The following is a 24,683-nucleotide window of genomic DNA, read 5'->3' as shown; positions in this document are numbered from 1 at the left end:
TGCGGCGCGGCCCGGTTCGCCCCGCTATTGGGCGCCGGTCGGTCCGCCGACGGCGGCCGCCTGGTTGGCACGCAGGTAGTCCGCCGCGAGGGTTGCAACGCGTGCGAGCATGGCCTTGTCGGCACCACCGAAGCTGTAGGCACCCGCCATGCCCGCGGCGTGCTGGTAGAACTCGGGTTCGGCGATGACCGCGCCGGTGGCCGCGTCCACGATCCGCAGCTTGAGCAGCACCCGCGACTTCCCGGCGAACGCGCCGGCGAACACGCGCTTGCCGCCGCTGATGTAGCGGATCCCCGCCACGTAGGGTTCGATGCGCAGGACCCGGGGATCGGCCGTGGGCGCCGATGCCGCATTGAACTGCTCGACCCACGGCCCGAGTCGTTCGTCGAGGTTGGCCTGCAGGTTGTCCCGCGCAGCCTCGTTGGCCTTCTGTCCGGCCCAGGGAGCGTCCATCGCGATCTTGTCGACCTCGACGCGCGTAAACGCGCCGAAGGCTTCGAGCGGCGCCGGGTTGGTGGCCGAGGAGGCCTCGATTTCGACCTCGGACTTGGCCAGGGCTGCCGGTGCCAGCAGGCTGAGGCCCAACACAATGGTTTGCAGCGTGCGCAGTACAGACATGCGTCGACTCCTGGTGGTGGTGGGCGGCGGCCGCCCGGCGGGCGCCGTCCCCGCAGTCTAATCCGGCGCCGCTATTCCAGCTCGTTCCAGCGGGCGTAGGCCTGTTCCAGCTCGGCCTGCAGGGCGGCCAGGCGGGCGTTGGTGGCGGTGACCTCGTCGGCGGGCTGGCGGTAGAAGGCCGGATCCTGGATCTGGGCCGTCAGGGCCGCGATATGTCCGTCCAGGGCTTCGATGCGCGCCGGCAGGTCGTCGAGCTCGCGCTGCTCCTTGAACGAAAGTTTGCGTTTGGCGGGCGCCGGGGCGGCGGGCGGTGGCGCTGCCTTGGGCAGGGGCGCCACCTGCGGGGTCAGCTTCGGCGCGGACTGGGCCGCGGCGGCGGCGATGCGGTCGGCGATGGGACGCTGGCGCAGCCAGTCGGAATACCCGCCCACGTATTCCCCCACGCGGCCCCTGCCCTCCATCACCAGCGAGCTGGTGACGACGTTGTCGATGAAGGCGCGGTCGTGCGAGACTAGGATCAGCGTGCCCGGGTAGTCGGCCAGCAGTTCCTCGAGCAGCTCCAGCGTTTCCACGTCCAGGTCGTTGGTGGGTTCGTCCATCACCAGCAGGTTGGAGGGCTTGGCGAAGAGCTTGGCCAGCAGCAGGCGATTGCGTTCGCCGCCGGAGAGTTTGGTGATTGGCGCCAGCGCCCGGTCGGGGCTGAACAGGAAATCCTGCAGGTAGCCCATTACGTGCTTGCGGGCGCCATTGATCTCGATGAACTCGCGGCCTTCGGAGACGTTGTCGAGCGCGTTCCAGTCCTCGCGCAGGGCGCCGCGCAGCTGGTCGAAGAAGGCGACCTCGAGGTTGGTGCCGATGCGGATCTCGCCGGCATCGGGCTGCAGCTGGCCCAGCAGCAGCTTGAGCAGCGTGGTCTTGCCCGACCCATTGGGGCCGATCAGGCCGACCTTGTCGCCGCGCTGGATGACGGTGCTGAAGTCGCGCACCAGCACCCGGTCGCCAAAAGCGAAATCGACGTGTTTGGCTTCGAATACCCGCTTGCCCGACTTCTCGGCGCCGGCGGCGGCCAGCTTGACGTTGCCTTGCTGCTCGCGGCGCTCGGCGCGCTCGCTGCGCATCTTCTTGAGCGCGGTGACGCGGCCTTCGTTGCGGGTGCGCCGGGCCTTGATGCCCTGGCGGATCCAGATTTCCTCCTGCGCCAGCTTCTTGTCGAACAGCGCATTGGCCTGGGCTTCGGCGTGCAGGCGTTCTTCGCGGCGGCGCAGGAAATTGTCGTAGTCACCCGGCCAGCTGCTGACCTGGCCGCGGTCGATCTCGATGATGCGGGTGGCCAGGTTGCGCAGGAACTGGCGGTCATGGGTGACGAAGACCACGGAGCCGCCGAAGTTCTTCAGGAACTCCTCGAGCCAGGCGATGGACTCGATGTCCAGGTGGTTGGTGGGTTCGTCGAGCAAAAGCAGGTCGGGTGCCGCCACCAGGGCCTGGGCCAGCAGCACGCGGCGCTTCATGCCGCCCGAGAGCGCGGAGAACTCGGCGTCTTCGGGCAGGTCGAGCTTGCTGATGACCTGTTCGACGCGCTGTTCGATCTGCCAGCCGTTGCCGGCGTCGATGCGCGCCTGCACGTTGCCCAGCTCGGTCATGTCGATGTCGTCGCCGTCGTGAAGCATGTGGTGGTAGCGGGCCAGGTCGGCGCCGACCTCGCCCAGGCCCAGGGCGACCACGTCGAAGACGCTGCCCGCCAGGCCCTGCGGCACCTCCTGGGCCAGGCCGGCAACCCGGCCTTCCCGGCGCAGCACGCCGTCGTCGGGCACGATGTCGCCCGCCAGCAGGCGCAGCAGGGTGGATTTGCCGGCGCCATTGCGGCCGACGATGCAAACGCGCTCGTTGGGCTCGATCGCCAGGTCGACGGCTTCAAGCAGCAGCGGGCCACCGACGCCGTAGTCGACGCCTTGCAGGGTTATCAGGGACATGGGCCAATTCTATCGCGGGCGGCGGGCGCCGCGTGGATTCAGGCCGCGCCGTGGCGCAGCCAGCGTTCGGCCACCGAGGCCGAGCCGAACACCCGGCCCCGGGCGCCGCGCTCAAGGGCCAGGATCTCGCCGTGCTCCATGTGGGCCACCAGCTCGATGCGACCGACCACGAAGGCGACCTGCAGCTTGTCCATGCCCAGTTCGAACAGGTAGTCCACGGTCCGGGCCATGTCGCGCTCGCCCTCGTAGTCGCCGAGGTTCTCGACGACCATCAGCTTGCGGGTGTTTCGGCGTTCGCATTCGGCGGCGATCTGGCGCCAGTAGGCCATGGAGATTTCAAGGCTGTCGCGGGGACCGGTAACGGCGGCGTAGAGGTAGTCGGCGCGGTCTTCGAACACGAGCCGTATATCGGGAGGCAGTGGTTTCACGGGACATCAGGCATCGGGGGGACGCGCATTCTAGCCTCTCGTCCCCGCTTGCGTCCGGGCGCCGGGTGGTTATGGTGGCCGACATGGCCGCCCCCCGTTCATGGACCGCCCACATCGCCGCCCTGCTCGGGCTTTCGAGCCTGCTGGGCGTGCTGTGTTTCCACTTTCCCGCGCTGCTCACCAGCCGGGAGTTCCGGCAGGTCTATACCGAAGGCTTCGCGCGAGGCCTGCTCCTGGTCGGGCTGGTCGCCGCGTTCGCGCTGGGCACCCTGGCCATACTGCGCGGCCGCGACCGGCGCGTCGCCCTGGTGGGCGTCGGCGCGGCCACGCTGGCGGTGCTGGGTGGCGGCGCCCGCGTGGGCTTCACCGACATCGGCGACAGTCCCTGGTCGCTGGGACTGGACTGGTTCGTGGTGTCGCTGTTCTTTTCGGCCCTGGTCTTCGTGCCCATCGAACGCCTGCTGGGCCGGATCCCGCAGTCGCCGCTGCGCCCGGAGTGGCGGACCGACCTGGCCTACTTCTTCGTCGGCCATGTCGGCATCCAGTTCATCCTGATCGCCGTCACCGCCTGGACCGCCGGCGTCGCTTCGCTGGCGGCGTTTCCGCCGCTGCAGGCGGCGATCCAGTCGCTGCCGCTGTGGGTGCAGTTCCTGCTGGCGGTCTTCTGCGCCGACCTCGCCCAGGCCCTGCTGCATCGTGGCTACCATCGCTGGGGGCCGCTCTGGCGATTCCACGCCGTGCATCACTCCAGCCGGCACCTGGACTGGCTGGCCGGCTCGCGCATGCACCTGGTCGAGATCCTGCTGACCCGGGCGATGGTGCTGTTGCCGCTGGTGCTGCTGGGCTTCGCGCCTGCCGCGATCAATGCCTACGTCATCCTCGTGGGGCTGCAGGCGGTGGTCGCGCACGCCAACCTGGGCCTGCGTTTCGGCTGGCTCGAATACGTGCTGGTGCTGCCCCGCTACCATCATTGGCACCACGCCCGGCGCGCCGACTACGTGGACGCGAACTACGCCATCCACCTGCCCCTGGTGGACATGCTGATGGGCACGTTCCGGCTCCCCCGCGACGGCAGTTGGCCCGAGGAGTACGGCGTGATGGAGGCCGGAAGCGTGCCAACCGGGATCTGGCGCCAGCACCTGGCGCCTTTCCTGCCGCGGCGCGGATCAGCGGCGGCGCAGGCCCAGGAACCAGGCGACCAGCAGCAGCAGCGCTGAGGCCGGCAGCAGCCAGGCGTGGCGCGCCAGGTTGGCCGCCGGATCGGCCAGCGTGTTCAGGAGGGGGTCGCCCTGGATGCCGATGTAGGCCAGGAAAACCATCGCCAGCTCGAAGGGCCGGGGGTTGCGGCAGCCCGCGCCCAGGGCCAGGCCGGCCACGGCCACGCTGGCGCCGGTGGCCAGCAGCGGCAGCGGGCCCGGGTCCGTGCCCAGGCTGCGCAGCAGTGCCGGCAGCACCACCGCCCAGGCCAGTCCCAGCGCAAGGCCGAGCCGGGCCACCAGGATGCGCCGCCCCGCGCCCGCGGCGCTGAAAACCAGGCTGGCGGTGCCGGTGTCGCGTTCACGCAGCGCGGCGCGGGCGAAGACATCGACGCACAGCAGCCAGGCCAGGATCGCCGCGACCGCCATGCCCTTGGGCGCCGCGAAGGCCTGCACGGCCAACAACACCAGCAAGGCCAGCCACCAGGTGATCCGGCGCTGGCGAAGCACCAGGCGCACTTCGGCGGCCGCCAGTCGGCCGGCGGGAAACAGTTCGAACGGACGCAGCAGCCAGTCCAGCCAGCGCAGGCGCAGGCCCGCCCGTTCGCTGCGCCCACCTGCCCGCGCTTCGGTGCGCGCCGCGGCCCAGTCCAGCGCCGGGGCCAGCGCCAGAACGCCGCCGGCCGCGGCTGCCAGCCAAAGCGCCCTGCCAAGCAGGTCGATGGCGCGGGGTTCCCAGGCGTTCCAGGCAAAGGTCTCGATGCCGCCTTCCATGACGCTCATGCCGATGCTGAATCCGGACAGGGCGCGTTCGGGCTGGGTCTGCGCCAGCCAGGCCTGGATGTCGCGCATCGCCAGCGAGATGCCCGAAGGTTCGCTGAGCCAGGTGGAGGCCGCCCAGGCGGATTTTTCGGGGTCGAAAAACTGGGCCAGGCTGATGAAAACGAAGATCCAGAGGAAAAAATACAGCACGTTGCCGCCGGTTCGACGCAGCCAGGGCAGCAGGTCGAACAGCACCGCGAAAAACGCCGCGACGGCCAGCGCCGGCATGGCAAACACCAGGGACGGCAGCAGCAGCTGCCACAGGTCGATGCCGCTTGCCTCGGCGTGGTGCCACTGGGCCACCAGGCCGATGCCCAGGCCCACCGCGACCAGCAATGCGAACACCAGCATGTGGCTGGTCCACTTCGCCAGCAGGTAGCCCGGCCGCGTCATTGGCGTCGCCACCAGCAGCTGCCAGACCCGGGTCTCGAAGTCGCGCGCCAGGGTGCCACGCACGATGTAGAAACCGAACAGCGACAGGGTGCTGGCGTAAAGCAGGCCGAGCACCATGCCGACCCAGGCGCTGGAGTACAGGCCACGCGCGCCGCCGACGCCCACCGTGACATAACCGGCGTCCGCGGTCGGGAACAGCCACCAGGTCGCGATGCCGACGCCGCACAGCACCACCCAGAAGCGCGTGCTCCGGCTGCGCTCCCGGAAGTCGGCGTGCACGATCGCGGCGAAGCGTCTGAGCGCGTCCATGTCAGCGCGCGCCATGGCGCTCGAGCAGCCACAGGTAGGCATCCTCGAGGTCGGGCTCGACGACCGTCGCCCCCTGCCCCGGCGATTGTTCCGACACCAGGCGCAGACGGATGCCGTCGGCACGGCGCAGCGAACTGCTGATGGCGAAACGAGCACGCGCGTCGGCCAGTTCGGACTCGGGCACGGTCCATTCCCAGGCATGGCCGCTGGCCTGGGCCATCAGCTGCTCGGGTTCGCCGTGGAAAAGCCGCTTTCCGCGCGCCATCACCGCCAGCGAGGTCGCGCTGGCCTCGATGTCGGACACGATGTGCGTGGACAGGATCACCAGGCGCTGGCCGGCCAGGTCGGTGATCAGGTGGCGGAAGCGCAGGCGTTCCTCCGGGTCCAGGCCGACCGTGGGTTCGTCCACGATCAGCAGGCGCGGATCGTTGAGCAGGGCCTGGGCGATGCCCACGCGCTGGCGCATGCCGCCGGAAAAACCGCCCAGGCGCCGGTCGGCCGCCTCCGAGAGGCCGACCAGGGCCAGGCATTCGTCGACGCGATCGCGGGCCCGCTTCAGGGGCAGGCCCTTCACCGCAGCCAGGTAGGCCAGGAATTCGCGGGCGCTCAGCGCCGGATAGACGCCGAAATCCTGCGGCAGGTAACCCAGTTCGGCGCGCAGGGCGTCGGGCTGGCGGGCGATGTCGGTGCCGTTCCAGGTGACCCTGCCGCTGCCGGGCCGCGACAGCGTCGCCAGGATGCGCATCAGGGTGGATTTGCCGGCGCCATTGGGGCCCAGCAGGCCCAGGATGCCCGGCCCCAGGGCCAGGTCGACGCCGGCCAGCGCCTCATGGCCGTTCGGATAACGGTAACCCACGCCTTCGACGCGCAATTCGCAGTGCATTGTCCTACCCACGCCAGGAAAAGATGGAAATTTGGCGGGGCGGTCGTGGCCGCCCGGCCTTGGCAGGAGATTGCGGCAGGGCGCGGGTCCGGCACGCGTGCCGGAGCGCAGGGTGACTTTAGGCGGGGATCACTCCGCCGCCAGCAGGCGGCGGTGGTCGACCAGGATGCAGCGGTCCTGCACCACGTCGATGCCCTGGGCCACCAGGGCGGCAGCGAAGGCGTCGTCGCGGATGCCCAGCTGCAGCCAGACGGCCGCCGGCCGCTTGGCCAGGATGTCGTCCAGGTGCGGCGCCAGGTCCTTCGGGCGACGAAAGACGTTCACCAGGTCCACGCCGCCCGGGATGTCCTGCAGCCGCCGGAACACCGGCTGGCCCAGGATCCGCTCGACCTCGGGGTAATACACCGGCACCGGCACGATGTCGTAACCGACCCGTTCCAGGTAGCGCGGCACGTCGATGGCCGGCTGGCCACGCTGTGACTCGGTCTTGATGCCGAGCACGGCGATTCGCCGTACCCGGCCCAGCAGCGCCCGCAGGCCGTCGTCGTCGTCGATCAATCGGCCCGGGGTCGCCATGGCTTAGTGCTCGTGGCCGCCGGCGCCATGCACGTGGCCATGCGCCAGCTCTTCGACGCTGGCGTCGCGCACGTCCATCACCTCGACCGCGAAGTGCAGGCTCTGGCCGGCCAGCGGATGGTTGCCGTCGACGGTGACCATGCCGTCTTCGATCTTGGAAATGACGACCGAGATGGCGCCCTGCGGGGTCTGGGCCTGGAAGTGCATGCCGACCTCGATGTCGTCGACGCCCTGGAAGGCCTCGCGCGGCACGGTCTGGACCAGCATTTCGTTGGGGCTGCCGTAGCCTTCTTCGGGGCTGACCACGACGTCGAACTTGTCGCCGGCGCTGCGGCCTTCCAGGGCCTTTTCCAGGCCCGGCACGATGTTGCCGGCGCCGTGCAGGTAGGCCAGCGGCTGGGCGCCGGACGAAGAATCAATCACCTTGCCGGCATCGTCGGTCAGCGTGTAGTGGAAAGTGGCGACGGTGCGCTCGGCGATCTGCATGGTTGGAAATCCTTGGGGAATCGGGCCGGCCGGGAAACCAGGCGGCGTGGGGGAATGAAGGGGGCATAGGCTAGGCGATGCGCCCGATGGGCGCAAACCGGCGACCCCTAAAACGCGGGGCCCCGGTCGTTTCCGACCGGGGCCCCGGGTTTACGCGGGAAGGCGCCTTATTCCGGCTGCACTTCGTCCGCCTGCATGCCCTTCTGGCCCTTCACGACCTTGAAGGAGACCTTCTGGCCTTCCTGCAGGGACTTGAAGCCGGTGCCCTGGATAGAGCGGAAGTGGACGAACACGTCCTCGCCACTTTCGGGGGTGATAAAGCCAAAGCCCTTGGCGTCGTTGAACCACTTCACGGTGCCGGTCTGACGGTCAGACATATCTCATTCCTTGTAACAATTAAGGTTGGGTACCCACGATCGGCCATACCGGGCAACCGTAGTTTGCTGAACATACGCGCTTACGGCCGGGAAAGCGAATGCTTTAGAATGGCGGGTTAACGGATCGCCGCCCGCCGGCCGCCGATCCCCCCTGAAAAGCCTTCCCTGGGTCAGCCATGTCCGCCTTCGCCACCGAGCGGGTCCTGTCCGTACGGCACTGGACCGACGCCTACTTCAGCTTCACCACCACCCGCGACGACGGGCTGCGCTTTGACAACGGCCAGTTCGTGATGATCGGGCTGGAGGTCAACGGCCGGCCGCTTATGCGGGCCTATTCGATCGCCAGCGCCAACTGGGAAGAGCACCTGGAGTTCTTTTCGATCAAGGTGCCCGACGGCCCGCTCACCTCCCGGCTGCAGCACATCCAGCCCGGCGACGACCTGCTGGTCAGCCGCAAGCCCACCGGCACCCTGCTCATTTCCGACCTGCATCCGGGCCGGAACCTTTACCTTCTGGGCACCGGCACCGGCCTGGCGCCCTTCCTGGGGGTGGTGAAGGACCCCGAGACCTACGAACGCTTCGACCGGGTGATTCTGACCCACGGCGTGCGCAACATCGCCGACCTGGCCTACCACGACTACATCACCCGCGAACTGCCCCGCCACGAATACCTGGGCGAGGTGATCAGCGAGAAGCTGCTGTATTACCCGGCCGTCAGCCGCGAGCCCTTCCGCCACGCCGGCCGCCTGACCAGCCTGATGGAATCGGGCCAGATGATGCGCGACCTGGGCCTGGACGCCCTGGACCCGGACAAGGACCGCGCCATGATCTGCGGCAGTCCGCAGATGCTGGCCGACTTCCGCGCCCTGCTCGACGGCCGCGGCTTCAGCGCCGCGCCGCGCATCGGCACGCCGGGCCAGTACGTGTTCGAGCGGGCTTTCGTCGAGAAGTAGCCGCCAGGCTCAGCCCAGGGCCTTCTCGATGTCCTTGCGCATCGATTCGGGCTTGTCGGTCGGCGCGTAGCGTTTGATCACCTGCCCGTCGCGGCCGACCAGGAACTTGGTGAAGTTCCACTTGATGCCTTCCAGGCCAAGCAGGCCGGCCTTTTCCGACTTGAGCCACTTCCACAGCGGATGCGCGGCCGCGCCGTTGACCTGGACCTTGTCGAACATCGGGAAGCTGACGTCGTAGGTGAGCGAACAGAAGCTGCGGATTTCCTCGGCGTCGCCCGGCTCCTGGTGGCCGAACTGGTCGCAGGGAAAACCCAGCACCACCAGGTCGCGGTCCTTGTAGTCGCGCCACAGCTGTTCCAGGCCTTCGTACTGGGGCGTGAACCCGCACTTGCTGGCCGTGTTGACCACCAGCAGCACCTTGCCGCGGTAGGCGTCCAGTGACTGCGGGCTGCCGTCGATGGCCTGGGCGGAGAAGTCGAAAGCACTGGTCATGGCGGTCTCCTGGCGGGGCGATCAGCCTAGCGCAAGGCAGGCGGCGCTGCGCGGTTTTCACGCGGCCTTTACGAGACCGGCCCGCGCCATGCCTTTCGTCACGGTCGGCTTCAGGAGCCATGCGGTAGTCTCGATGGTCTACCGCCACGCAAGGATTCCCGATGAACCACAAGCTTTCCCTCGCACTTGCTGCCGCCCTGGCCGCCGCCACCCCGGGCCTGGTGCTTGCCCAGGCCGAACAGGCCGCCGACTCCGCCGTCGAGCCGGTATCGGGCAATCCTTTCTTCGTGGTCAGCAACCTGCCCTACCAGGCGCCGCGCTTCGACCTGATCAAGGACGAGCACTACCAGCCGGCGCTCGAGCGCGGCATGGCCGAGCAGCGCGCCGAAGTCGCGGCGATCGCCAACAACCCGGATGCGCCGAGCTTCGTGAACACCATCGTCGCGATGGAAAAGACCGGCGCCCTGCTCAACCGCGCCGGCGCGGTGTTCGGCAACCTGGCCGGCGCCCACACCAACCCCGAGATCCAGAAGGTGCAGGCCACGCTGGCGCCGAAGTTCGCCGCCCACCAGGACGCGATCGTGCTCGACGGTAAGCTGTTCGCCCGCATCAAGTCGCTCTACGACCAGCGTGATTCGCTGGGCCTGGACGACGAATCCAAGCGCCTGCTCGAGCGTTACCACACCGACTTCATCCGTGCCGGCGCCAATCTGTCCGACGCCGACAAGGAAACCCTGAAGGCGATGAACTCCGAGCTGGCCAGCCTGGCCACCACCTTCAGCCAGAACGTGCTCAAGGAAGTGAACGACTCGGCCGTGCTGGTGGACGACGTGGCCCTGCTCGACGGCCTGTCCGACCAGGCGATCACCGCCGCCGCCGCTTCTGCCAAGGAAGCCGGCCACGAGGGCAAGTACCTCATCGCCCTGCAGAACACCTCCGGGCAGCCGCCGCTGACCAGCCTCACCAATCGCGACCTGCGCAAGAAGATCATGGCCGCCTCGCTGGTGCGCGGCACCCGCGGCAACGAATGGGACAACACCGGCATCGTCGCCCGCGTCGCCACCCTGCGCGCCGAACGCGCCAAGCTGCTCGGCTACGACACCCACGCCCAGTACGTGCTCGAGGACGAAACCGCCGGCACCGTCGCGGCGGTGAACAAGCTGATGTCCGACCTGGCCCCGGCCGCCGTCGCCAACGCCCGCAGGGAAGCGGCCGAGATGCAGGCGATCATCGATGCCGAAGGCGGCGACTTCCAGCTCGAGGCCGCCGACTGGGCCTTCTACGCCGACAAGGTGCGCCAGCAGAAGTACGCCTTCGACGAAGCGCAGCTCAAGCCCTACTTCGAGATCAACAACGTGCTCGAGAAGGGCGTGTTCTACGCGGCCAGCCAGCTCTACGGCCTGAGCTTCAAGGAGCGCAAGGACATCCCGGTCTACCACCCCGACGTGCGCGTCTGGGAGGTCTTCGAGGCCGACGGCAGCAAGCTGGGCCTGTTCTACGGCGACTTCTATGCCCGCCCGAGCAAGCGCGGCGGCGCCTGGATGAATGCCTACGTGCCGCAGAACGGCCTGACCGGCACCCAGCCGGTGGTCGCCAACCACCAGAACATCCCCAAGCCGGCCGACGGCCAGCCGACCCTGATGAGCTTCGACGAAGTCACCACCATGTTCCATGAGTTCGGCCATGCCCTGCACGGCCTGTTCTCGGACGTGGAGTACCCGCAGTTCGCCGGCACCTCGGTGCCGCGCGACTTCGTCGAATACCCGTCGCAGGTCAACGAGATGTGGGCGACCTGGCCGTCCATCCTGGCCAACTACGCCAAGCACCATGAAACCGGCGAACCGATCCCGCAGGAACTGCTGGACAAGGTGCTGGCCGCCGAACAGTACGGCCAGGGCCATGCGACCACCGAATACCTGGCCGCGGCCATGCTCGACCAGGCCATCCACCAGCAGACCGCCGGCAACGTCGCCACCGACACCCTGGCCTTCGAAGCCAAGGCGCTCGACGCCGCCGGCCTGGACTACGCACCGGTCCCGCCGCGTTACCGCAGCGCCTACTTCTCGCACATCATGGGCGGCTACTCGGCGGGTTATTACGCCTACCTGTGGTCGGAAGTGCTGGACGCCGAGTCGGTGGAATGGTTCAAGGAAAACGGCGGCCTGAGCCGCGAGAACGGTGACCACTTCCGCAAGACCCTGCTTTCGCGCGGCGGCAGCGCCGACGCCATGCAGATCTTCCGCGACTTCCGCGGCCGCGACCCGGAAGTCGGTCCCCTGCTCAAGCGCCGTGGCCTGGAAGCCAAGCCCGACGCCGAATAAGTAGCGGCACCGGACAAAAAGAAACCGCCCGGATCGCTCCGGGCGGTTTTTTTGTTGTGCGGTTGCGTTGCGCGTGGATCAGGCGTTGCGCTGGCAGGCGCGCAGTTCCTTGTTCAGGACTTCCGCCTTGGACACGTACTGCTTGGCCAGCACGCGCACCACGAAGCTGTGGTCGCGGTCCAGGACGACCTTCTGGAAGGTGGTCTGGAACTGGCCTTCGATCTCGGCCATGCGGGTGAAGCGTTCGACCGGGGATTCGGGCCACTGCTTGCGCATGCCGGCGTAGACCTTGCTCAGCTCGACCAGGCTGCTGACCGGCTTCTTCGCGGGCTTCTTGGACTTGGGCGCCGGCTTGACCTCGCCGGAGAGTTCCGCCGCCAGTTCGGACTTGGCCTTGGCCAGGCGGGCGAACAGCGTGCTGACCTTTTTGTCTTTCACCTTCTGCGCCGCTTCTTCGTAGAACGCGGTGCCATCCTCGCTGATCTCGATCAGGTCGGAAATGCTGCTGGTGGTGTCGGTCATGCGTCGCTCCTTGGCGTGATGGAAGGACAGCGCGATCGTGCCGCGGCCCAAACCAGGCAGCGGTGCGTCCCGGAACCGGGACCCGGCGATCGCGAAGGAAAGCTCTTGCGGTAGCCCGGCAAGGATACGCGACGAGGCGTAAAAATTAGGTTATCCACAGGCCGAAGGGCATGCAAAGACCGTTCAAGGTCCCGTTTGCCGACGTTGGCTGCATGTTAGCCGATTTTCTAACGCGAATAGGCCCAGGACAGCATTTGACCATTCCGGTAGGGCATCACCCCGTGGAACGGCCGTGGATCATCGTCGAAAACCAGGGGCAGGAAATGCCGGTCGCCCTCCCACAGCGGCAACCCGGCCAGCTGGTCCAGCGGCACCCAGTGCAGGTCGCCCTCGGCGTTGTGGGCCGGCGGTTCGCCGCTGAAGCCCTCGACCAGGAAAATGAAACCCAGCCAGTCTTCGCCGTGCTTGCCGAAGCCCGGCCAGCTGATCGTGCCGCGCAGGCGCAGGGACAGGCATTCGATGCCGGCCTCTTCGCGGATTTCCCGGCGCATGCCGGCCATCACGTCCTCGCTGGGTTCGAGCTTGCCGCCCAGGCCGTTGTACTTGCCCAGGTGGTTGTCCCCGGGCCGGGCGTTGCGGTGGACCATCAGGCAGCGCTCGCGATCGGCGGACAGTACGTAGCCCAGGGTGGCGACGATCGGGGTGTAGGGCACGCGGACCTCGGCAGGACGGGGGACCTGCAAGCATAATCGCCCCATGCCACCGACTCCCCTCCCCGGCCTGGCCGTCATCGGCGGCGGGCCCGCCGGCCTCATGGCGGCCGAAACCGCCCGCGCCGCGGGTATCGAAGTCGATCTGTTCGATGCGAAAGGCTCGGTCGGCCGCAAGGTGCTGATCGCCGGCAAGGGCGGCCTGAACCTCACCCACAGCGAAGCCTTCGGCCCGTTCTGTCGCCGCTTCGGCGAACGCAGCGGCGACGTGTCCCGCTGGTTGCAGCACTTCGGGCCGGACCAACTGCGGGAGTGGGCCGCCGGACTGGGCGTGGACACGTTCGTGGGCTCCTCGGGACGCGTGTTTCCCACCGACCTCAAGGCCGCCCCGCTGCTGCGCGGCTGGGTGCGGCGTCTGCGCGAACAAGGCGTGCGGTTCCACGTCCAGCACCGGTGGCTGGGCCTGGACCCGACCGGCGCCCACCGTTTCCAGACGCCCGATGGCCAACAGCGCTTCCTGGCTGGCGCCACGGTGATGGCCATGGGCGGTGGCAGCTGGCCGCAGCTCGGTTCGGACGGCGCCTGGACCCAGCCCCTGGCCGACGCCGGCGTCGACATCGCCCCGCTGCAGCCGGCCAACTGCGGCTTCGACGTCGGCTGGAGCGAACATTTCGCCCAGCGGTTCGCCGGCGCCCCGATAAAACCACTGCGCCTTGCCCTGGCCGGCAAGGACCCACCGCAATGGCGCCAGGGCGAATGCGTCGCCACCGCCACGGGCCTGGAAGGCAGCCTGGTCTACGCGCTGTCGGCCGCACTGCGCGACACCATCGCCCGCGACGGCGAGGCGGTGCTGCTGGCCGATCTGGTGCCCGGACGCGCAGCCGGGCGCCTGGCCGCCGACCTGGCGCGACCACGCGGCGGCCGCAGCCTCAGCGAGCACCTGCGCCGACACGCCGGCATCAGCGGCGTGAAGGCCGGCCTGCTGCGCGAAGTGCTGCCGGCCAACGTCCTCAATGGCGACCCGGCGGCCCTGGCGGCGGCGATAAAGGCCCTGCCCCTGCGGCTGCGCGCGGCCCGCCCCCTGGCCGAAGCCATCTCCAGCGCCGGCGGTATCCGGCTGGAGGCGCTGGACGAGGGCCTGATGATCGCCGGCCACCCGGGTCTGTTCGCCGCGGGCGAAATGCTCGACTGGGAAGCCCCCACGGGCGGTTACCTGCTCACGGCGTGTTTCGCCAGCGGCCGGCTGGCCGGTGCGGCCGCCGCGCGCTGGCTGCGTCGCGACGGCGCGCCTAGCCTTCCGGAAGCACGTCCGGGTCCGCCTTCGTGACATCACCGTCCGGCGCCTGGGCCGGACTGGCGAAGCCATAGAGCGTGATGTCGAACACAAGCATGCCCAGCGGCGCACCGGGCACGGGCGCAGGGTCGTAGGCCAGGGCACCCGGAACCCAGAAGCGGAAGCGGTCGCCACGCGCCATCAGCTGCAGGCCTTCCTGCCAGCCGGGGATCACGCGATCGAGCGGCAGCGAGGCCCGGCTTCCGCGGGTCACCGAACTGTCGAACACGCGGCCATCGGGGGTCCATCCGGTGTAGTGCACCAGCACGATGTCGCCCGGCGACGGGCGCGCGCCGCCCGGGCCACTGGCCAGCACCTTGTAGGCCAGGCCGCTGGGCGTGCGAGTGGCTTCTTCGGGCACGGCGGCGACGTCCGGCGGCGCCTTGGTCGGGTCGCTGCCGCCGACGACGGTGACGTCCAGGACGTGCGCGAGCGCGGGCATGCCGGGATAGCCCGGCGCCATCGCCGCGCTGCTCAGCCACCAGCGGCGGGTCTCGCCGACGGGCGTGGTCAGCAGCGCGCGGGCCAGGCCCGGCTGGAACCGCACCAACTCACGAATCGGTGCCGTCGTGGTGCCCGTCTCGCGGGAGTTGAATCGCGTCACGCCGTCGGCGCTCCAGCCGTCGAGCCGGTACTCGATGACCGGCTCGCGCACGAAGGCCGAGGGATCGGGTCCCGCCTTGAGCACCAGGTAGGCCATGCCCGTGGCCGTGCCCGTGGCCTTCGGCGGCGGGGCATCGAGCGGGGCCGGCGCCGGCAGGGACGCCACCTGCGCGCCCGCGCCGGCGCAGAGCAGCATCAACACGAGGGCGGCGGGCAGCCAGACGCGGAAACCTGGGCGGATCATTCGATGCCTCGACGGTACTTGCGGGACGCGCAGCGTAACAAAGCCGGCATTACCAGTCGGCTTCGCCCGGTACCAGGCCGCGCAGTTCCACGTCGGTCAGGTTCCGCCAGCGGCCGGGCTTGAGCTCGCCGAGTTTGACGTTGGCGATACGGATGCGCCGCAGCTGGGTCACGCGGTAGCCGAAGGCGGCGGCCATCAGCCGAATCTGCCGGTTCAGGCCCTGGGTAAGCACGATCGAGAAGCCATAGCGCGCGATCTTGCGGGTGCGGCAGGGCAGCGTCATCTGGTTGTGGATGCGCACGCCCTTGGCCATGCCACGCAGGAAATCCTCGGTGACGGCCTTGTTGACGCCGACCAGGTATTCCTTCTCCTTCTTTTCTTCGGCGCGAAGGATGCGGTTGACGATGTCGCCGTTGCTGGTCAGCAGGATCAGGCCTTCGCTGTCCTTGTCCAGCCGGCCCACTGGGAAGATGCGCTGTTCGTGGCCGACGAAATCGACGATGTTGCCCTTCACCGAGGCATCGGTGGTGCAGGTGATGCCCACCGGCTTGTACAGCGCGATGTACACGTGGCGGCGCCGCCCCGGCCGTGCCTCCCGGGCCTTGAGCGCCTGACCGTCCACCTGGACCTCGTCCTCGGGACCGACCTGGGTGCCGATGCCCGCCCGAACGCCGTTGACGCTGACCCGGCCCTCCGACACCAGGCGGTCGGCCTCCCGGCGGGAGCAGTAGCCGGTTTCGGCGATGTGCTTGTTGACTCGCATGGGTGCCGCGCCGCGTCAGAAGTGGCGCGCATGCTGGCACGGCGGGCCGGGCAAGTCATCCCGTCCACCCGTGGCCGGGACTGGCCCGGACCCGAATATATGGGGGTCCGGAGGACCGCGGATGTCCCCCGCTGGGGGTGGCTGCCGTTCTAATCGCACACGGGTCGGGATCCCCCGGGACATGGCACGGAATATGCAGCGCTTTGCCTGCAAGCCAATCCCCCGACTGCAACAGGAGAACACCATGGGCATTGTCATCCCCTTCCCCGCCAAGCAGGTCATGGACGACGAACTGGCCATCCAGCTCTGGGAGCTGGTGATGGCAGGCGATATCGGCAGCCCCGAGTACCGCCGCCTGGACGCCGAGATCAACCGCCGCCGCGCCGCACGCGCCCCGGCCGCCAGCGTCGCCATGCCGGCGCGCTGAGCCCGTGGTCGTGCATTTTGAAACGCGCTGGGCGGGCCGGGGCCGCGCCCGGCGCCGCCATCGGCATCAGCCCAGCTTCCGGATCCGGAAGCTGCGGCCCTTGACCTTGCCCGTGCGCAGCCTGTCCATGGCCTTCTGGACCTGGCTGCGTTCGATGGCGACGTAGGTCCGGGTCGCAAACCCGGCGATCTTGCCGATCGCCGCCGCGTCCAGCCCACCGGCGCCGGTCAGCGCGCCCACCACGTCACCCGGTCGCAGCTTGTCCTGGCGGCCGGCGTCGATCACCAGGGTCTGCATCGCCGGCAGTGGCGGTCGCGCCGGCTTGCGCGACAGGTCGATGCGCTCCCAGCGCACCGCCCCGCCCAGCGCCTCTTCGATGGGAATCACCCGGCGACGCTCATCGCCCGACACCAGGGCCAGGGCACGCCCGGCCAGGCCGGCCCGGCCAGTGCGGCCGATGCGGTGGGTGTGGATGTCGGCATCGCTGGCCAGGCCGTGGCTGATGACCAGCGGCAGGCCGGCGATGTCCAGGCCACGCGCGGCCACGTCGGTGGCGACCAGCACCCGGCAGCTGCCGTTGGAGAACTGAACCAGCACCTCGTCGCGTTCGCGCTGGTCAAGGTCGCCGTGCAGGGCCATGGCCGCGAAACCGCGCTGCTGGAGGTCTTCGTGCAGCTGCGCCACGTCGCGGCGGGTATTGCAAAAGACCAGGGCCGATTCGGGCGCCAGGTCGCCCAGCAGCAGGGCCACGGCGTCGGCCTTGCGTGGTGCCTCGACTTCGTAGAAGCGCTGCTCGATGGCCTCGCCCTCCGGGTCGGCCACTTCGATCCATTCCGGATCGCGCTGGTAGCGCGCGCCCAGGTCACGCACCGCTTCGGGCAGCGTGGCCGAAAACAGCAGGGTCTGGCGCGAGGCCGGCGCCTGGCCAAGGATGCCGGCGATGGCGTCGGCGAAGCCCATGTCGAGCATGCGGTCGGCTTCGTCGAGCACGGCCACGCGTAGCCCGTCGAGCCTGAGCGCCCCTTCGTCCATCAGCTCCTGCAGTCGCCCCGGCGTGCCCACCACCACCTGCGGCGGATGCACCAGCGAAGCCAGGTGCGGGCGCAGCGGCACGCCGCCGCAGAACACGGACACCTTCAGGTTCGGGAGCTGGCGGCCCAGGCGGCGGATTTCCTTGCCCACCTGGTCGGCCAGTTCGCGCGTGGGGCACAGCACCAGTGCCTGCACGCCGCCGGCCGCGGCATCCACCCGCGCCAGCAGCCCCAGGCCGAAGGCCACGGTCTTGCCGCTGCCGGTGCGGGCCCGGGCGCTGACGTCGCGCCCCTCCAGCAGGGCCGGCAGGCTGGCCGCCTGCACCGGGGTCGGGGTGTCAAAGCCCAGCGACGCCAGGGTTTCGGCCAGGGCGGCGGGCAGCGCGAATGCGGAGAAGGAAGTCATGGCGCATTCTCGCACGCCGCCGTGGAGCTTCCGCTCAGGGGCTGAGCAGGGTCTGCCAGAAATGGCCCAGCACCCGCGGCTCCATCAGCACCGTGAACAGCACGCCGTAGGCCGCGCCGGCCAGGTGGGCACTGTGGTTGATGCGGTCGGACTGCTTGCGTTCGGCGTAGATCGAATAGCCCACGTACAGCACCGCGTAGATGATGGCCGGCACCGGGATCACGTACACGTAGATGATCTGCCAGGGCTGGAGCAGGATGAAGGCGAACAACACCGCCGACACCGCGCCCGACGCGCCCAGGGTGGCGTACTCGGGATCGTTGCGGTGGCGCAGGTAACTCGGCAACGCCGACACCACCAGCGCCGACAGATAAAAGCCGGCGAAGCCCAGCGGACCCAGGTAGTCGCCGTAGAAGCCTTCCATCAGCCGGCCGAAGAAGTACAACGTGATCATGTTGAAGGCCAGGTGCATGAAGTCGCCATGCACGAAGCCGTAGGTGACGAAACGGTGGAATTCGCGCCCGCGCGTCACCGCCGGCGGCCACAGCAGCAGCCGCTGCAGCAGTTTTTCGTTCGAGAAGGCCAGCCACGACACCAGGCCGGTGACGGCGATGATGCCGATCGTGAAGTTCAGTTCCATGGGAGTCCCTTCCTGTGCGGACAGCTCAGTCCTGGTCGAGTTTGATGCTTTCGCCGTCCGCCGTGATCACTTCGCAGCTGCCGGTCCATGCCGGTTGTTCGCCGGTTCCGCCGCTCATGCGGCCCTCGGCCAGCTCCCGGAATTCGGCCGCCAGGCCAACGCGTGCCGGCTCGTCGAGCTCGCAGGCCATGCGCATGTCGCCCGGCATGGTCTGGCTGTAGCCACAAAGTTCACCGTCCATGCCGCTGACGGTGTGTTCGATGACGAAATCGCGCACGAAAGGATGCGGCGACTGGTGGCTGGCCTCCACGCAGGCTTCCAGCGCGGCTGCGAACGCCAGGTTGGCCGCGGCCGGGTCGGCAGCCGGCGCGGCGGGCGCCGGCGCGGGGCCGGCAAGCGCCAGCGAAGGTAGCAACATCAGGGCGGGCAACAGGCCGGCCTTGCGGGGACGGGACATGGCGAGACTCCGTACGAGGGGGCGGGCCAGCATAACGCGAGCCATGGCGACGATTCAGACGCGGGCTGGCAAAGTGGCGGCCATGCGAAGCCCCCACGTGCTGTCATCCCTGCTGCTGGCCATGGCCGCCCTGCCCGCCCTGGCGGCGGACGACCTGTCTGCCTGCCTCGACCGCCTGGCGCCCAAGGCCCGCGCGGCCGGAATCGGCGAAGCCCTGTTCCGCGAACACACCCAGGGCCTGGTGTCCGACCCGTCGGTGCTCGAGGCGCTGGACTACCAGCCGGAATTCCGGACGCCGCTCTGGGACTACCTGGCCGGGTTGGTGGACCAGCAGCGCGTGGATGACGGCCGTGCCCTGCTCGAAGAACATGCCGACCTGCTCGAACGCATCGACGTGCAGTACGGCGTCGATCCGGCCACCGTGGTGGCGGTGTGGGGCGTGGAAAGCGACTACGGCCGCACCTTCGGCAGCAAGTCCCTGCTGCGCTCGCTGGCGACGCTGTCCTGCGCCGGCCGGCGCCAGGACTTCTTCCGGGGCGAGCTGTTCGCCGTGCTCAAGCTCATCCAGTCCGGGGACCTTTCGGCCACCGGCCTCACCGGCTCCTGGGCCGGGGCGTTCGGGCACACCCAGTTCATGCCCTCGACCTATGCGCGCATCGCCGTGGACGGCGACGGCGATGGCCGGCGCGACCTGGTCGGTTCGGTGCCCGACGCCCTGGCCTCGACGGCCAACTACCTCAAGCGTTCCGGCTGGCGCCCCGGCCAGGCCTGGGGCCACGAAGTCACGCTGCCCAAGGGTTTCGACACATCGGTGAACGGCCGCACCGCGCGCCGGCCGCTGTCTGCCTGGCGCAGCCGCGGCCTGGTCCGCGCGGACGGCGGCGAACTGCCTGCCGACGACCGCGCCGCCGCCCTGTTGCTTCCGGTTGGCGCCGAGGGCCCGGCCTTCATCGTCTTTCGCAATTACGACGCGATCTACTCCTACAACGCCGCCGAAAGCTACGCGCTGGCCATCGCCCTGCTGGCACAGCGCCTGCGCGGCGACGAGGGCCTGCGGGCGGCCTGGCCCACGGACGACCCCGGCCTTTCACGAGCGCAGCGGAGGGAACTGCAGCAGATCCTGGTGGACCTGGGCCACGACATCGGCCCGGTGGACGGCATGGTCGGCAAGCTCACGCGCGAAGCCCTGGCGCGTGAACAGGCCCGCCTGGGCCTGCCGGCGGACGGACGCGCCGGCCAGAAGGCGCTGCAGGCACTGCGCGCAAACCGCCCCTCGCCCGCCCCGGCCCGATAGCCCACAATCCATCCATCCCCCCGCGGAGACACGTCCATGAAATGGCGCAGCGCACGGCGTAGCAGCAACGTCCAGGACATCCGCGGCCGTCGCGGCGGCGGCGGCGGTGGCATGAAGCTGGGCCTGGGCGGCATCGCCGCCGTGGTGGTTATCGGCCTGCTGCTGGGCAAGAGCCCGATGGAACTGCTGGGGCTGGTGACGCAGGTGCAGCAGCAGATGCCGGCCGACTCCGCCGGCCGGGGCGACGCCCCGCCCGTGGACGACGAAGCCTCGCAGTTCGTCGCCAGCATCCTTGGGGAAACCGAGGATGTCTGGGGCGCGATCTTCGAAGCCAGCGGCACGCAGTACACGCCGGCCCGGCTGGTGCTGTTCAGCGGCCAGGTGCAGTCGGCCTGCGGTGGCGCCAGCGCCGCGGTCGGTCCGTTTTATTGCCCGGCCGACCAGAAGGTCTATATCGACCTGAGCTTCTTCGACCAGATGGAACGCCGGCTGGGCGGCGGCGGTGACTTCGCCGAGGCCTATGTCATCGCCCACGAAGTGGGCCACCACGTGCAGACGCTCACCGGCATCTCCGGCCGGGTGAACGCCATCCGCCAGCGCGGCGGCAACGTCGAAGGCGCCGAAGGCCCGCTGGTTCGCCAGGAACTGCAGGCCGACTGTTATGCCGGGCTCTGGGCCCACCACGCCCAGCGCCGGCATGCCTGGCTCGAGGACGGTGACCTCGAAGAAGCGATGAACACCGCCACCGCCATCGGCGACGACACCCTGCAGCGCCAGGGCCAGGGCCAGGTGGTGCCCGATTCGTTCACCCACGGCAGCGCCGCGCAGCGTGTTCGCTGGTTCCGGATCGGTTTCGAATCGGGCGACGTGAAACGCTGCGACACTTTCGCGGCCAGCCAGCTTTGATGTTCCGCGCCCTGCCCTAGAGCACGGCGCCTTGCGCAATGCCGTGGCGCGTGCGGCGTTCGTAGGCACCATCGCGCACGGAGTGGCGCAGCTGGGCGCGGAAAAACAGCCGCTGCGCCTCGCGCCGCAGCGACTGGCAGTCCTTCTGCACGCCCAGGGCCAGCAGGCCCTTGTGCAGGTAGTCCGCACTGTCCAGGGCGATATCCCGGTGGCCTTCTTCGTGGCGCTCCAGGGCGTCGCGCATGCGGGTCCAGCTCTCGACCAGCGATTCCCGGGGCCTGCCGGCAGGCTCCCATTCGGGCAGGTGGATGGTCACCGACAGGCTGACTTGCAGGTCCTTGAACCGGCAGCCGCCGGCCACGGGCTCGAGTTCGTAGCGCATGCCCAGGTCCTGGGACGTCCGGGCGACCGACCCGCCGCTGCCGTCGATTTCACGGGTCCGCGCGTGTCGCAGGGCCGCCACCAGTTCGCGACGGGTGCTGGCGTGCACCGGGTAGGTCTGGCGCTTCTCGACGTAATCGAAGGCGGGCGACGCACTGATGCCAGGGTCCACGGTGGCCAGCATCAACCCGGCCAGCAGCCCCATCATCGGGAAGCCTCCGTTTCCCAGCCCTGCAGGCACAGGTCCTTCTCGATCCACATCTGGTTGAGCCAGGCCTGGAAGCGACGGCGGTAGTCCCGGTCGCCTTCGTAGTCGGCGCCGACGAATCCTTCGGGAATCGGCCGTTCCACCACCCGCACGCGCACGGTGCGGATGCGGTCCGCGAACAGGTCGGCCAGGCTGGGCTGCGCGCGGTCGTAGTGCACGGTGACGTCAAGCACGCCGTCGAGCGCATCGCCCATGGCGCCAAGCACGAAGGCGGCGCCGCCGGCCTTGGGCCGCAGCAGGTGGCGATACGTGCTGCCCTGGCTGGCGTGCTTGGCGGGCGTGAACCGGGTGCCCTCGACGAAGTTCATGATCGAAACCGGCAGGTGCCGGAACTTCTCGCAGGCACGTCGGGTGGCCGCCAGGTCGCGACCGGCGAGTTCCGGACGGCGCGCCAGCTGGCTCTTGGTCGCCCGCTGCATGAACGGGAAGTCCAGGGCCCACCAGCAAAGGCCAAGCACGGGCACCCAGATCAACTGCCGCTTGAGGAAGAAGCGCAGCAGCGGGATGCGCCGGTTGAAGATCTTCTGCAACACCGGGATATCCACCCAGCTGCGGTGGTTGGCCAGCACCAGGTAATGGCCGCCGGGCCGCAGGCTTTCCAGGCCTTCCACCAGGAAGCGGGTCCGCGTGAAGCCGTCGATCATGGCGCTGTTCATCGCGATCCAGCTCTCGGCGATGCCCGGCAACCGGCGTTCGAGCCAATGCTGCAAGGCCGGAACCGGCAGCAGTTTCACCAGGGCCGCGACGATGAGCACCGGGCCGTGGACCAGGGTGTTGGCGATGAAGCCCAGGGCCGCCATCGGCACGCGCAGCGCCGACGGCAGGCGCAGGAAAAGCGAGCGGGTTTCCGGCGCGGCCGGGCCGGACGACTCAGCCACGGGTGAAGAACAGGAAAGGCAGCGTGGCCAGGCCCAGCATCAGCAGGATGCCCAGCACGGTGGCCAGGGCCCGCAGCGGGTCTTCGCGGAACGCCGACCACGCGCTGGGCGCCCGCCCCTGGGCAATGGCCTCGGCACGCTCACGGCGCATGCGCTCGCCCCGCTGCGCCTGGTAGCTCGCCAGGTGCGCCTTGGCGACCGCGGCCTGGCGGTCGTCGGGCAGCCACAGGCCGCCGCCGGACACGCCCCAGAGACTGGGTTTGGTTTCGTAATAATCGATGTCGTGGCCTTCCAGCAGCGAACGCACCTCGTCGGCTTCGTCCTCGGGCACGTTGCGCAGGTTCAGGAGCAGGGTCGGCATGATCAGTCGCCCTGCTCCGCGTCGGTGCCCGGATGCCGGGCCTTGATGAACTGCACCAGGCCGTCGAGCTGCTGCGCCTGCACCCGGTCCACCACCGGAGCGAACGCCGACAGGTCGTCCGGGCTGTATCCGCCGGCCCGGTACCACAGCGTGACCAGGGTGCCGCCTTCGTCGGCCGGCGCCAGGCGGAACTCCAGGATTCCATCCAGCCCCATGCCCTGCAGTGGGCCCAGGCCGCCGGCCAGGCGCAGGGTCTTGCCCGGATCCACGAAGACGACCTCGAGGTGCCGGGCCTGCCGGTCTCCAGCCCGCTCGCAGAAACAGCCGCCGGCGCGGGCTTCGATGCTCAGCTTGCCCGGGTCGCCCCACCAGGTGTGGCTCGCCGGCCACCAGCGCCCAACGTGGTTGACCAGGGCATCCCAGGCCAGGTCGGCCGGCGCAGGCACCCAGGCGCTGTTTTCGAGGGTGAAGCCGTCAGGCTGGCTGTCCTTGACCTCGCCAGCCGCGGGCAGCGGCAGCAGGCAGGCCAACAGGGCGATCACGGGCAAACGCATGACTGGTCTCCAGCGGGATGCCGCCATTTAGCCCGGCCCGGCCCGGCGCTGGCAAGCCCGCGACGGGACGGCGTGTCGCAGGGATGCCAGAATCACGGCCTGGTTTCCCGCGGACTTGTTCAATGGCCTCGAGCCTGCTCGCCCTGCTTGACGACATCGCCACCCTGCTAGACGACGTGTCGGTGATGACCAAGGTCGCCACCAAGAAGACCGCCGGCGTGCTGGGCGACGACCTGGCGCTCAATGCGCAGCAGGTGTCGGGCGTGAAGCCCGATCGCGAACTGCCGGTGGTCTGGGCCGTCTTCAAGGGATCGGCGCGCAACAAGCTGATCCTGGTGCCCGGGGCCCTGGCCATCGCGGCGCTGGAGGCCTGGTTGCGCAAGCAGGGGTGGGACTTGCCGATCATCGTCAGCCTGATGCTGCTCGGCGGCGCGTTCCTGTGTTACGAGGGCGTGGAAAAACTGGCGCACAAGTTCCTGCGCTCGCCGGAAGAAAAGGAAGCCGAAGTCGCCCAGCTCCTTGAAGCCGCCTCGGACGAGAAGATCGACCTGGTCGCCTTCGAAAAGAACAAGATCAAGGGCGCGATCCGCACCGACTTCATCCTTTCCGCCGAGATCATCGTGCTGACCCTGGGCACCGTGGCCGGCCGGGAGTTCAGCGTCCAGCTCGGCGTGCTGGTGGCGATCGCGGCGCTGATGACCGTCGGTGTCTATGGCCTGGTCGCCGGCATCGTCAAGCTCGACGACGCCGGCCTGCACCTGAGCAAGCGCCCGGGCAGCGGCGGGTTCGGCCGGTCCGTCCGCGCCTTTGGCCGCGGCATCCTCTACAGCGCGCCGTGGCTGATGAAGTTCCTGTCGGTGGCCGGCACCGCCGCGATGTTCCTGGTCGGCGGCGGCATCTTCACCCACTCCATCCCGGTGCTGCACCACCTGGTCGTGGGCTTGATCCCCGAAGGCGCCATGGCCCTGCCGGTCACCCTGCTGGTGGACGCCGTGGTGGGCATCCTGGTGGGCATCGTCGCGGTGGCGGCGATCACCGCCTGGGGCAAGCTGCGCGGCAAACCCGCCGCGACGCACTGAAC

At 69.1% G+C, this 24,683-nt stretch carries 28 protein-coding genes; 8 read left to right on the top strand and 20 right to left on the bottom strand.

Annotation, left to right across the window (positions count from 1 at the left end; genetic code table 11):
* Nucleotides 1-24: 24 nt before the first annotated feature.
* The 3 genes from IEX13_RS05270 to IEX13_RS05260 form a co-directional block, all read right to left on the bottom strand.
* Entirely contained in the window at nt 25-618 is a 594-nt protein-coding gene (locus IEX13_RS05270) for a hypothetical protein (protein WP_188661979.1), read from the bottom strand.
* A 71-nt stretch (nt 619-689) separates the two neighbouring features.
* On the bottom strand, nt 690-2,588 hold the full coding sequence (locus IEX13_RS05265) for an ATP-binding cassette domain-containing protein (RefSeq protein ID WP_188661978.1): 1,899 nt from the start codon (nt 2,586-2,588) through the stop codon (nt 690-692).
* A gap of 38 nt (nt 2,589-2,626) precedes the next feature.
* Complete coding sequence (locus IEX13_RS05260; RefSeq protein ID WP_188661976.1) at nt 2,627-3,016, bottom strand: hypothetical protein; 390 nt, start codon at nt 3,014-3,016, stop codon at nt 2,627-2,629.
* An 83-nt stretch (nt 3,017-3,099) separates the two neighbouring features.
* On the opposite strand from IEX13_RS05260, the gene IEX13_RS05255 reads away from it, so the two are divergent.
* Nucleotides 3,100-4,233, top strand: a complete 1,134-nt coding sequence (locus IEX13_RS05255) for a sterol desaturase family protein (protein ID WP_188661975.1) — start codon at nt 3,100-3,102, stop codon at nt 4,231-4,233.
* Here the strand turns inward: IEX13_RS05255 and IEX13_RS05250 are convergent.
* The 5 genes from IEX13_RS05250 to IEX13_RS05230 all read right to left on the bottom strand — a co-directional run bounded on the left by IEX13_RS05250 (nt 4,183) and on the right by IEX13_RS05230 (nt 8,058).
* A complete protein-coding gene (locus IEX13_RS05250; protein WP_188661973.1) occupies nt 4,183-5,736 on the bottom strand; it encodes an ABC transporter permease in 1,554 nt (517 codons plus the stop codon). The two genes, IEX13_RS05255 and IEX13_RS05250, sit on opposite strands and share 51 nt — an antisense overlap.
* Before the next feature lies 1 nt (nt 5,737).
* On the bottom strand, nt 5,738-6,619 hold the full coding sequence (locus tag IEX13_RS05245) for an ABC transporter ATP-binding protein (protein WP_188661971.1): 882 nt from the start codon (nt 6,617-6,619) through the stop codon (nt 5,738-5,740).
* A 129-nt stretch (nt 6,620-6,748) separates the two neighbouring features.
* Nucleotides 6,749-7,195 (bottom strand): CoA-binding protein, encoded by a 447-nt coding sequence (locus IEX13_RS05240; RefSeq protein ID WP_188661969.1) that lies wholly within the window; start codon nt 7,193-7,195, stop codon nt 6,749-6,751.
* A 3-nt stretch (nt 7,196-7,198) separates the two neighbouring features.
* Nucleotides 7,199-7,681 carry a peptidylprolyl isomerase gene (gene slyD / locus IEX13_RS05235; RefSeq protein ID WP_188661967.1) on the bottom strand — a complete coding sequence of 161 codons (483 nt, stop codon included), beginning with the start codon at nt 7,679-7,681 and terminating at the stop codon, nt 7,199-7,201.
* A 167-nt stretch (nt 7,682-7,848) separates the two neighbouring features.
* On the bottom strand, nt 7,849-8,058 hold the full coding sequence (locus IEX13_RS05230) for a cold-shock protein (protein WP_034220063.1): 210 nt from the start codon (nt 8,056-8,058) through the stop codon (nt 7,849-7,851).
* Nucleotides 8,059-8,234: 176 nt separating this feature from the next.
* Between IEX13_RS05230 and IEX13_RS05225 the strand changes: the two genes are divergently transcribed.
* Nucleotides 8,235-9,011 carry a ferredoxin--NADP reductase gene (locus IEX13_RS05225; RefSeq protein ID WP_188661965.1) on the top strand — a complete coding sequence of 259 codons (777 nt, stop codon included), beginning with the start codon at nt 8,235-8,237 and terminating at the stop codon, nt 9,009-9,011.
* 9 nt (nt 9,012-9,020) lie between these two features.
* Here the strand turns inward: IEX13_RS05225 and IEX13_RS05220 are convergent, their stop codons facing one another.
* On the bottom strand, nt 9,021-9,503 hold the full coding sequence (locus IEX13_RS05220; RefSeq protein WP_188661963.1) for a glutathione peroxidase: 483 nt from the start codon (nt 9,501-9,503) through the stop codon (nt 9,021-9,023).
* A 161-nt stretch (nt 9,504-9,664) separates the two neighbouring features.
* Between IEX13_RS05220 and IEX13_RS05215 the strand changes: the two genes are divergently transcribed.
* Nucleotides 9,665-11,824: a M3 family metallopeptidase gene (locus tag IEX13_RS05215; RefSeq protein WP_188661962.1), complete on the top strand. Its 2,160-nt coding sequence runs from the start codon at nt 9,665-9,667 to the stop codon at nt 11,822-11,824.
* Between the two features lie 78 nt (nt 11,825-11,902).
* Here the strand turns inward: IEX13_RS05215 and IEX13_RS05210 are convergent, their stop codons facing one another.
* Both IEX13_RS05210 and IEX13_RS05205 read right to left on the bottom strand, forming a co-directional pair.
* Complete coding sequence (locus IEX13_RS05210) at nt 11,903-12,346, bottom strand: PA2169 family four-helix-bundle protein (RefSeq protein ID WP_188661960.1); 444 nt, start codon at nt 12,344-12,346, stop codon at nt 11,903-11,905.
* Between the two features lie 227 nt (nt 12,347-12,573).
* On the bottom strand, nt 12,574-13,059 hold the full coding sequence (locus IEX13_RS05205) for an NUDIX hydrolase (protein ID WP_188661958.1): 486 nt from the start codon (nt 13,057-13,059) through the stop codon (nt 12,574-12,576).
* Nucleotides 13,060-13,102: 43 nt separating this feature from the next.
* On the opposite strand from IEX13_RS05205, the gene IEX13_RS05200 reads away from it, so the two are divergent.
* Complete coding sequence (locus IEX13_RS05200) at nt 13,103-14,383, top strand: TIGR03862 family flavoprotein (RefSeq protein WP_188661956.1); 1,281 nt, start codon at nt 13,103-13,105, stop codon at nt 14,381-14,383.
* Here the strand turns inward: IEX13_RS05200 and IEX13_RS05195 are convergent.
* The gene (locus IEX13_RS05195; RefSeq protein ID WP_188661954.1) at nt 14,346-15,236 is read right to left on the bottom strand and encodes an FKBP-type peptidyl-prolyl cis-trans isomerase; all 891 of its coding nucleotides are present in this window, start codon (nt 15,234-15,236) and stop codon (nt 14,346-14,348) included. The genes IEX13_RS05200 and IEX13_RS05195 overlap by 38 nt on opposite strands.
* Nucleotides 15,237-15,285: 49 nt before the next feature.
* Entirely contained in the window at nt 15,286-15,999 is a 714-nt protein-coding gene (locus IEX13_RS05190; protein ID WP_188661952.1) for a pseudouridine synthase, read from the bottom strand.
* A 244-nt stretch (nt 16,000-16,243) separates the two neighbouring features.
* Between IEX13_RS05190 and IEX13_RS05185 the strand changes: the two genes are divergently transcribed.
* Complete coding sequence (locus tag IEX13_RS05185; protein ID WP_188661950.1) at nt 16,244-16,426, top strand: hypothetical protein; 183 nt, start codon at nt 16,244-16,246, stop codon at nt 16,424-16,426.
* Nucleotides 16,427-16,492: 66 nt separating this feature from the next.
* Here the strand turns inward: IEX13_RS05185 and dbpA are convergent, their stop codons facing one another.
* The 3 genes from dbpA to IEX13_RS05170 are packed head-to-tail and all read right to left on the bottom strand — an operon-like array spanning nt 16,493 to nt 18,960.
* The gene (gene dbpA, locus IEX13_RS05180) at nt 16,493-17,863 is read right to left on the bottom strand and encodes an ATP-dependent RNA helicase DbpA (protein ID WP_188661948.1); all 1,371 of its coding nucleotides are present in this window, start codon (nt 17,861-17,863) and stop codon (nt 16,493-16,495) included.
* Nucleotides 17,864-17,897: 34 nt separating this feature from the next.
* On the bottom strand, nt 17,898-18,503 hold the full coding sequence (locus tag IEX13_RS05175; RefSeq protein WP_188661946.1) for a rhomboid family intramembrane serine protease: 606 nt from the start codon (nt 18,501-18,503) through the stop codon (nt 17,898-17,900).
* A 25-nt stretch (nt 18,504-18,528) separates the two neighbouring features.
* Nucleotides 18,529-18,960: a hypothetical protein gene (locus IEX13_RS05170; RefSeq protein WP_188661944.1), complete on the bottom strand. Its 432-nt coding sequence runs from the start codon at nt 18,958-18,960 to the stop codon at nt 18,529-18,531.
* An 82-nt stretch (nt 18,961-19,042) separates the two neighbouring features.
* On the opposite strand from IEX13_RS05170, the gene IEX13_RS05165 reads away from it, so the two are divergent.
* Both IEX13_RS05165 and ypfJ read left to right on the top strand, forming a co-directional pair.
* Nucleotides 19,043-20,254, top strand: coding sequence for a lytic murein transglycosylase (locus IEX13_RS05165; RefSeq protein WP_188661943.1), 1,212 nt, complete (start codon nt 19,043-19,045; stop codon nt 20,252-20,254).
* A gap of 36 nt (nt 20,255-20,290) precedes the next feature.
* Nucleotides 20,291-21,160: a KPN_02809 family neutral zinc metallopeptidase gene (gene ypfJ / locus IEX13_RS05160; protein WP_188661941.1), complete on the top strand. Its 870-nt coding sequence runs from the start codon at nt 20,291-20,293 to the stop codon at nt 21,158-21,160.
* 16 nt (nt 21,161-21,176) lie between these two features.
* On the opposite strand, the gene IEX13_RS05155 is transcribed toward ypfJ, so the two are convergent.
* The 4 genes from IEX13_RS05155 to IEX13_RS05140 are packed head-to-tail and all read right to left on the bottom strand — an operon-like array spanning nt 21,177 to nt 23,602.
* The gene (locus IEX13_RS05155; protein ID WP_188661939.1) at nt 21,177-21,749 is read right to left on the bottom strand and encodes a DUF922 domain-containing protein; all 573 of its coding nucleotides are present in this window, start codon (nt 21,747-21,749) and stop codon (nt 21,177-21,179) included.
* Entirely contained in the window at nt 21,746-22,687 is a 942-nt protein-coding gene (locus IEX13_RS05150) for an acyltransferase (RefSeq protein WP_229668455.1), read from the bottom strand. Before IEX13_RS05150 ends, IEX13_RS05155 begins: the two co-directional genes overlap by 4 nt.
* The gene (locus IEX13_RS05145; RefSeq protein WP_188661937.1) at nt 22,680-23,048 is read right to left on the bottom strand and encodes a DUF6164 family protein; all 369 of its coding nucleotides are present in this window, start codon (nt 23,046-23,048) and stop codon (nt 22,680-22,682) included. The genes IEX13_RS05150 and IEX13_RS05145 overlap by 8 nt, the downstream gene beginning before the upstream one ends.
* 2 nt (nt 23,049-23,050) lie before the next feature.
* A complete protein-coding gene (locus tag IEX13_RS05140; RefSeq protein WP_229668454.1) occupies nt 23,051-23,602 on the bottom strand; it encodes an SRPBCC family protein in 552 nt (183 codons plus the stop codon).
* Between the two features lie 122 nt (nt 23,603-23,724).
* Here IEX13_RS05140 and IEX13_RS05135 point away from each other — a divergent pair, with 122 nt between their 5' ends.
* Nucleotides 23,725-24,681 carry a DUF808 domain-containing protein gene (locus IEX13_RS05135; RefSeq protein ID WP_229668453.1) on the top strand — a complete coding sequence of 319 codons (957 nt, stop codon included), beginning with the start codon at nt 23,725-23,727 and terminating at the stop codon, nt 24,679-24,681.
* Nucleotides 24,682-24,683: the final 2 nt, after the last annotated feature.

It is taken from the genome of Arenimonas soli (assembly GCF_014643775.1).
Classification (GTDB): Bacteria; Pseudomonadota; Gammaproteobacteria; order Xanthomonadales; family Xanthomonadaceae; genus Arenimonas; species Arenimonas soli.
This window is presented reverse-complemented; position numbering and strand designations above follow the sequence as displayed.